This is a genomic window from Saccharopolyspora sp. (assembly GCF_017434145.1).
Classification (GTDB): domain Bacteria; phylum Actinomycetota; class Actinomycetes; order Mycobacteriales; family Pseudonocardiaceae; genus Saccharopolyspora_C; species Saccharopolyspora_C galaxeae.
Map to the genome: position 1 here is coordinate 21,069 of NZ_JAFRFW010000956.1, position 6,913 is coordinate 27,981.

The following is a 6,913-nucleotide window of genomic DNA, read 5'->3' on the forward strand; positions in this document are numbered from 1 at the left end:
CCAGGAACGAATATCCATTCTAGATTCCGAGGAAAAACTTTCACGTTCGGCGGGTGGTGCAATTCCGACCAGCGGCTCGGCCGCTGCGCGCCGAACTCGTACGGCGACGGTGCGCCGTGGTGGGCGACAGTCGTTGCGCTGGAAAAGATCAACTTTGCGGTGATCTTGGTCCGCCCGGCTGATCGCTGAGCGTGATCACATGCCGTTGCCGCAATGCATCGAGGGGGTTCGAGTCGCCCGAAAAGCCGCACGGGACGGCGAGCTGTGGCGGCCGCACTGCGCACGACCTGTTGAACCCCGGCGGCCCGCGGGGTAGACAGCACGACGTCGTGATCGTGGCGAAGAAAGCGTGAGGTAGCGATGCCCGACGAGCGAGGATCAGCAGCGCGCGCCCGTGCGCTGCTCGATCGGCACCCGGTACTCGACGGGCACAACGACCTGCCGTGGGCGCTGCGCGAACACGACGCCTACGACCTCGCGCGATTGGACATCGATCAAGACCAGTCGCAGCACCTGCACACCGATCTGGCGCGGCTGCGCGCGGGCGGCGTCGGCGGCCAGTTCTGGTCCGTCTACGTGCAGACCGCCCTGCAAGGCGACCGGGCGGTCGCGGCCACCCTGGAGCAGATCGACTGCGTGCTGCGCCTTGCCGCGCGCCATCCGGAGCAGCTGGAGCTGGCAGGCACCGCGGAAGAAGTGCGCGCCGCGATGGCCCGCGGCCGCATCGCCTCGCTCATGGGTGCCGAAGGCGGCCACTGCATCGCCTCTTCGCTGGCGACGCTGCGGTCCTTGCACGCGCTGGGCGTGCGCTACCTGACGCTGACCCACAACGACAACGTGCCCTGGGCGGACTCGGCCACCGACGAACCGGCCGCGCACGGGCTGACCCGCTTCGGCGAAGAGGTGGTGCGGGAGATGAACCGGCTCGGGATGCTGGTCGACCTCTCGCACGTCTCGGCCGACACGATGCGCCACGCGCTGCGCACGACCCGCGCGCCGGTGCTGTTCTCGCACTCGTCGTCCCGCGCGGTCTGCGACCACCCGCGCAACATCCCGGACGATGTGCTGGCCGAGCTGCCCGCCAACGGCGGGGTCGCGATGGCGACGTTCGTGCCGTCGTTCATCTCGCAGCCGACCAGGGAGTGGTTCCAGCGCTACGAGGCCGAACTCGCAGCACGCGGGCCCGCCGGTGACCCGGATGCCCAGCGGCGGTTCCGCGCCGACTACGAGGCAGCGCACCCGCGCCCGGAAGTCACCGCCGCCACCGTGGCCGACCACCTCGACCACATGCGGGAGGTCGCGGGGATCGACCACCTCGGCATCGGCGGCGATTACGACGGGGTGCAGACCACCCCGGACGACATGCCGGACGTGGCGGGTTACCCGCGGCTGTTCGCCGAACTCCTGGACCGCGGGTGGTCGGACGACGACCTGGCGAAGTTGGCGCACCGCAACGTGATCCGCGTGCTCGACGCGGCGGAGCGGACCGCTGCCGAGCTGCGTGCGCAGCCGCCTTCGGTCGCCACGATCGAGTCGCTGGACGGCTGATCCCGCGTTTGCCGCCGCGGCCGCGGCACTGTGGACTTGCGGTCCTGTGGACTTGAGCACCCCGCCCGCCTGGATGCCCCAACTCGGGAACACCGCCGCGGACGGCCTGGTTGGGCAGGGTGAGTCAACCGGACGCCGAAAGAGGTTTTCATGTCGAAGCTGGCGCAAGTGGGCGTCACCGGCCTGGCGGTGATGGGCCGCAACCTGGCCCGCAACTTCGCGCGCAACGGCTACACCGTGGCGGTGCACAACCGCACGCCCAGCCGCACCCGCGAGTTCATGGACCGGTTCGGCGAGGAGGGCGAGTTCGCCCCCGCCGAGTCCGCCGCGGAGCTCGTCGCCGCGCTGGAGCGCCCGCGCCGGGTGGTCATCATGGTCAAGGCGGGCGACCCCACCGACGCCGTGATCGACGAGCTCGCGCCGCTGCTGGAAGAAGGCGACGTGCTCATCGACGGCGGCAACGCGCACTTCGAGGACACCCGCCGCCGCGACGAGGCGCTGCGCGCCCGCGGGCTGCACTACGTCGGCACCGGCATCTCCGGCGGCGAGGAAGGCGCGCTGCACGGTCCGTCGATCATGCCCGGCGGCTCCGCGGAGGCGTACGAATCGCTCGGGCCGATGCTGGAGCGCATCAGCGCGCACGTGGACGGCACGCCCTGTTGCACGCACGTCGGGCCGGGTGGTGCCGGGCACTTCGTGAAGAGGGTGCACAACGGCATCGAGTACGCCGACATGCAGATGATCGGCGAGTCCTACGACCTGCTGCGCCGCGCGGGCGGGCTGGAACCGGCGCAGATCGCCGAGGTGTTCCGCGGCTGGAACCAGGGCCGCCTGGCGTCCTACCTGGTGGAGATCACCGCGGAGGTGCTCACGCACACCGACGGCGCCACCGGCGAGCCGTTCGTCGACGTGATCCTGGACCAGGCCGAGCAGAAGGGCACCGGCCGCTGGACCGTGCAGACCGCGCTGGAGCTGGGCGTGCCGGTCTCCGGGATCGCCGAGGCGGTGTTCGCGCGCAGCCTGTCCGGGCACGCGGACCTGCGCGAGGCGGCGCAAGGACTGGCCGGGCCAACGGCCTCCGCGCTGTCCACTGAGGACGCCGAGCGGCTGGCCGCGGACGTGGAGCAGGCGCTGTACGCCTCCAAGGTCGTCTCCTACGCGCAGGGCTGGAACATGATCTCGGTGGGCAGCCGGGAGTACGGCTGGGACATCGACCTCGGTGCGATGGCCACGATCTGGCGCGGCGGCTGCATCATCCGCGCGGCGTTCCTGGACCGGATCCGCAACGCCTACAGCGCGGACCCGGCGCTGCCGACGCTGCTGGCGGACGCGGAGTTCTCCCGCGAGCTGGCCGACGCCCAGGACGCTTGGCGGCGCGTGGTGCGGACCGCGGCCGACCTCGGCATCCCGACACCCGGTTTCTCCGCCGCGCTGGCGTACTACGACTCGCTGCGCGCCGCACGGCTGCCCGCTGCGCTGACGCAGGCGCAGCGCGACTACTTCGGCGCGCACACCTACCGCCGCGTCGACGCCGACGGCACCTACCACACCCGTTGGGACGCCGACCGCACCGAAGAAACCGCCTGAGACGACCGCGGTGCGGCGGTGTCGCGAACCGCCGCACCGCTCCTGGCGAACAGCGAGGCGAAGACGTGTTAGTACCACGACCCCCGATCATTCCTCCGGGGCGTCCGGGGGGATGTCGGCGGGCAGGTGGCGGGGGTGCGGCTGCTCGCCGGGCTCCGGGCGCCACCGGTCGTCTTCGTCGCCGATGGGCGTGTCCGGGGTGATCCGGTCGCCCGAGCCTTCGTCGTAGCCCTCGTCCTCGTTGCCGTGGCCGATCGGCGGGTCGGCTCGCTCCTGTGGTTCGGGCTGTTCATGCCGTGCGGACATCGTGTTTCCGACCAATCCGGGACTTCATCCGCGGGCCTGCCGACGGCCGGGTGGCCTGCCGGTCGGTCCGGGACTCCGTCCGCAGGCTTGCCGACGGCCGGGGCGGCTCAAACCTCCGCGCGCTGCCGCAGCGAGGTCAGCAGCAGTGTGAGGCCGAAGTCGAACCGCTCGTCGAAGTCCAGCACGTCCAGCTCGTCCAAGATCCGGTGCAGGCCCGGCAGGTCGCGTTCGGTGACCGCCTCGTGCAGCCCGCTCCGGCGCGCGCCCGGCAGCGCCTGCTCCTCCTGCACCAGCCCGAGCGTGTAGTACACCAGCGTCCACACCGCCCACGAGGTCTCCCGCCGCCCGAGCCCGGCGCCCAGCAGCGTGCCGCTGAGCTCGTCGGCGAACCGCAGCGTGTGCGGGTCCGGCGCGTAGGTACCGGTGACCACGGCGGCACCGTCCCGGTGGGCCAGCAGGGCGCGCCGGTAGCGGTGGAACAGCTCGCGGACCCGCGGTTCCCAGTCCTGCGGCAGGTCGGTCAGCGAGACCTCGCCGATCAGCGCGTCGGCCATCAGCTCGCGCAGCCGCGCCTTGCTCTTGATGTGCCAGAGCACGGTGTTCATCCGCACCCCGAGCCGGTCGGCGACCGCGCGCATGGACACCGCGTCGAACCCCTGCTCGTCGAGCAGCCGGACGGCTTCGGTGACCACCGCGGCCGGTTCCAGGCGCGGCCGCTCGGGCCGCGGCGTGGCGTCTGCGCTCATCAGATCAACCTAAGGGGGCTCATCGGCTCAACCTGAAGGGGCTCATCGGCTCAGCCTACGGGGTTCCCGCCCGGCGCTCCTGGCCCGGCAGGGCGCGGGTGAAGTCGTGAGCGCGCCCGGTACGGTTCGGCGTGACCAGGCACGAACCAGCTGGAATGTGATGATCACAGACGTTTTCGCGGCGGATCCGGACGCGATTCCCGCATATCGGCAAGCCGGGTTCCCGGACCCGCAGCGATACGGGTTCAGGACGCTGCGGGCCCGTGGCCTGGATCCGGTCGCGCTCGCGGCGCTCGACGTGCTGCTGTCCGAAACCGACCTCGGCGAAGCCATCGGGCACGCCGCCCAGACCCCCGATCAGGAACCCGATCTCTACGCCGCGCCGGTCGTCACGCCGGTGAGCAGCCGGATCGTCACGCTGCTGCCCGCGGTCGGCGCCGACCAGCTCACGCCGCTCGCGCAGGACTGGGCTGGGCTGCCGGAGCTCGCGGGCGCCTCGCCGGAATCCGTGCGGGACTGGCTCGCCGAGTTGCAGCCGCTGTGCAGGGAAGCGGTCGACAACGCGGAACTCCTCTTCGTCTGGAATTGCCTGTGATCACGCAACGACAGCTCGACGCGGCGCGTCAGTACGCCTGGCTTCGCGCGGCCTACTTCCACGACGAGATGGCCCGCAGTGCGCTCGAGGACCCCGACGTAGCGGCGGATTCCAAGATCGTCAGAACCGGCGGGGAAGCCGGCCTCGAGTCTCCGGATGCGGTCCTCGGCGACACCGTCGCGCTGGACGTGGTGCCCGACACCGAGACGAGCAGGCAGGCGCACCTCGGCCGCTGCGGGGTCGACGAGGCTGGACAACTCCTGCCGTACGAGCCCGCGACGAGCGACTTCCTGGCCGAGATCTTCGAAAGCTGACGCGCTGTGGACGGATCGCCGCTGGTGAGCGATCCGTCCACAACGACGCCGCCGAGGGCGAACGCCGCCGAGGGCTCAGCCCTCCAGCTTCGCCCGGAGGAATTCCAGCGTGGAGCCCCACGCCTTGGCCGCCTGCGTCGCGTCGTAGGTGCCGAGCGCGTTCGAGTCGTTGAAGAAGGCGTGCCCGGCCGGGTAGATGCGGAAGTCCGGGCGTTCGCCCGCTTCGCGCTCGATCCGGTCCGCCAGCTGCTCGACGGACTCCGGCGGCGCCATCGAGTCCTGCTCGCCGAAGTGGCCCAGCAGGGGAGCGGTGAGGTTCTCGAAGCCCGGGTAGTCCTCGCCGAGCACGCCGTAGAACGGCACCGCGGCGCCGACCTTGTCGCCCTGCTGCGCGGCGAGCACCAGCACGAACCCACCGCCCATGCAGAAGCCGACGGCGCCGACCTGCTTGCTGGTGACGGCCTCGTGCCCGAGCAGGTAGTCCACCGCGCCGCCGAGGTCGCGGGCCGCGCGATCCACCGGCAGCTCCTGCATCAGCCGGCCGGCCTCGTCGGCGTCGTGCGTGGTGCTGCCGCCGTAGAGGTCCGGCGCGAGGGCGACGAAGCCCTCGTTGGCGAGCCGGTTGCACACGTCGGCGATGTGGTCGGTCAGCCCCCACCACTCCTGGATCACCACGACACCGGGACCGCTACCGGACTCCGGCAACGTCAGGTAGCCGTGCGCGGTGTTGCCGTTGCTGGGAAAGGTCACGTTCTGCAGCGGATTGTCAGCCATGCCCGCATTCCATCACTTGGCCGCGCGACTCGGCACCCGGGCGGGCGAACCCCGGGTACGAACGCCCTGCGGAGCGTGGACGCGCCGGTGCGCGCCGGTCATCATCGGACCCGTGCGGGAACCTGGTGCGGCAGCGTCGGCGGATGCCGATTCCGTCGAGGCGCTGCACGCCGCGATCGGCCGGTTCGCGCGGTTGGACGCGCAGTTGGGCTCGGGTGCGGTCGCGCCGTCGGTGTTGCGGAGTTTCCGCGCCGCACAACAGGTTCTGCGCACCGGGCGGTATGTGCGCGCGGTGCGTCGGGATCTGCAAGCGGTGACCGCGGAAATGGGCGAACTGGCCGGTTGGATGCTCTTCGACGGTCTGCGGCTGACGCAGGCGCGGCGGATCAACGCCGAGGCGCTGCTGCTCGCGCGGGCGGCCGGGGACACCGCGATGACGTGGTTCGTGCTGTCCAACGAGGCACTGGTCTGCACCGGTTCCGGTCATTACGGCGAAGCGCTGCGGATCTCCCGCCACTTCGCCGAGGACCCGCGCGTGCCGAGGCGGGTGCGGGCGTTGTTCCGGTTGCGGCAAGCGCGCGTGCTGGGCCATGCGGGCAACGAACCCGGTGCGCTGCGAGCTTTCGAGCGTGCCGGGGCGATGTTCTCGGACGGCCTGAGCAGCCGGGATCCGGCGTGGTCCTGGTGGTTCGACGAGCGCGAACTCGTCGGGCACGCGGGCAGCCTGCGCGTCTCGCTGGGCCGGCACGCCGAGGCGTTGCCGCTGCTGGGCGCGGCGGTCGAGGCGGCCCGCGACGACGGCTACCGGTGGGCGCTGTACATCCACCGGGCCGCGTTGCTGGATGCGGTGTTGGCGGCGGGCGACATCGCCGAGGCCGAGCGGGTCGCCGTCGCGATCGTGCCGATGCTGGAGCGGATGAACTCGGCCCGCACCGAGCATCGGCTGCGGCACGCGCTCGCCCGCGGTGCCGGGCGCAGGTGTCCGTCCACGTTGTCCGATGCGCTGGAGCACATCCGGCGGCGGCTGAGCTGAGCGCCGAGCC

At 71.5% G+C, this 6,913-nt stretch carries 8 protein-coding genes; 5 read left to right on the forward strand and 3 right to left on the reverse strand.

Translation table 11 applies throughout. The features are described 5' to 3' along the window. The first annotated feature begins 360 nt into the window (after positions 1–360). Positions 361–1,548 (forward strand): dipeptidase, encoded by a 1,188-nt coding sequence (locus tag IJH84_RS25785; protein ID WP_295149962.1) that lies wholly within the window; start codon positions 361–363, stop codon positions 1,546–1,548. A 150-nt stretch (positions 1,549–1,698) separates the two neighbouring features. After that, complete coding sequence (gndA, locus tag IJH84_RS25790; protein ID WP_295149964.1) at positions 1,699–3,135, forward strand: NADP-dependent phosphogluconate dehydrogenase; 1,437 nt, start codon at positions 1,699–1,701, stop codon at positions 3,133–3,135. A gap of 87 nt (positions 3,136–3,222) precedes the next feature. On the opposite strand, the gene IJH84_RS25795 is transcribed toward gndA, so the two are convergent. Together IJH84_RS25795 and IJH84_RS25800 are read right to left on the reverse strand one after the other, a co-directional pair. Beyond that, the gene (locus IJH84_RS25795) at positions 3,223–3,441 is read right to left on the reverse strand and encodes a hypothetical protein (RefSeq protein ID WP_200069627.1); all 219 of its coding nucleotides are present in this window, start codon (positions 3,439–3,441) and stop codon (positions 3,223–3,225) included. Positions 3,442–3,548: 107 nt separating this feature from the next. Beyond that, positions 3,549–4,187, reverse strand: a complete 639-nt coding sequence (locus IJH84_RS25800; protein ID WP_200069626.1) for a TetR/AcrR family transcriptional regulator C-terminal domain-containing protein — start codon at positions 4,185–4,187, stop codon at positions 3,549–3,551. A 160-nt stretch (positions 4,188–4,347) separates the two neighbouring features. Between IJH84_RS25800 and IJH84_RS25805 the strand changes: the two genes are divergently transcribed. Together IJH84_RS25805 and IJH84_RS25810 are read left to right on the forward strand one after the other, a co-directional pair. Then, entirely contained in the window at positions 4,348–4,782 is a 435-nt protein-coding gene (locus IJH84_RS25805) for a hypothetical protein (protein ID WP_200069625.1), read from the forward strand. Further along, the gene (locus IJH84_RS25810) at positions 4,779–5,096 is read left to right on the forward strand and encodes a hypothetical protein (RefSeq protein ID WP_200069624.1); all 318 of its coding nucleotides are present in this window, start codon (positions 4,779–4,781) and stop codon (positions 5,094–5,096) included. The genes IJH84_RS25805 and IJH84_RS25810 overlap by 4 nt, the downstream gene beginning before the upstream one ends. Before the next feature lie 75 nt (positions 5,097–5,171). Here the strand turns inward: IJH84_RS25810 and IJH84_RS25815 are convergent, their stop codons facing one another. Further along, positions 5,172–5,870 (reverse strand): dienelactone hydrolase family protein, encoded by a 699-nt coding sequence (locus tag IJH84_RS25815; RefSeq protein ID WP_295149970.1) that lies wholly within the window; start codon positions 5,868–5,870, stop codon positions 5,172–5,174. A gap of 112 nt (positions 5,871–5,982) precedes the next feature. Here IJH84_RS25815 and IJH84_RS25820 point away from each other — a divergent pair, with 112 nt between their 5' ends. After that, a complete protein-coding gene (locus tag IJH84_RS25820; RefSeq protein WP_295149972.1) occupies positions 5,983–6,903 on the forward strand; it encodes a hypothetical protein in 921 nt (306 codons plus the stop codon). The last annotated feature ends 10 nt before the right edge of the window (positions 6,904–6,913 follow it).

Bases quoted from the DNA above. Each gene is read 5' to 3' on its own strand.
- IJH84_RS25785 (WP_295149962.1), top strand. From the start codon at position 361: ATGCCCGACGAGCGAGGATCAGCAGCGCGCGCCCGTGCGCTGCTCGAT.
- IJH84_RS25800 (WP_200069626.1), bottom strand. From the start codon at position 4,187: ATGAGCGCAGACGCCACGCCGCGGCCCGAGCGGCCGCGCCTGGAACCG.
- gndA (WP_295149964.1), top strand. From the start codon at position 1,699: ATGTCGAAGCTGGCGCAAGTGGGCGTCACCGGCCTGGCGGTGATGGGC.
- IJH84_RS25805 (WP_200069625.1), top strand. From the start codon at position 4,348: ATGATCACAGACGTTTTCGCGGCGGATCCGGACGCGATTCCCGCATAT.
- IJH84_RS25815 (WP_295149970.1), bottom strand. From the start codon at position 5,870: ATGGCTGACAATCCGCTGCAGAACGTGACCTTTCCCAGCAACGGCAAC.
- IJH84_RS25795 (WP_200069627.1), bottom strand. From the start codon at position 3,441: ATGTCCGCACGGCATGAACAGCCCGAACCACAGGAGCGAGCCGACCCG.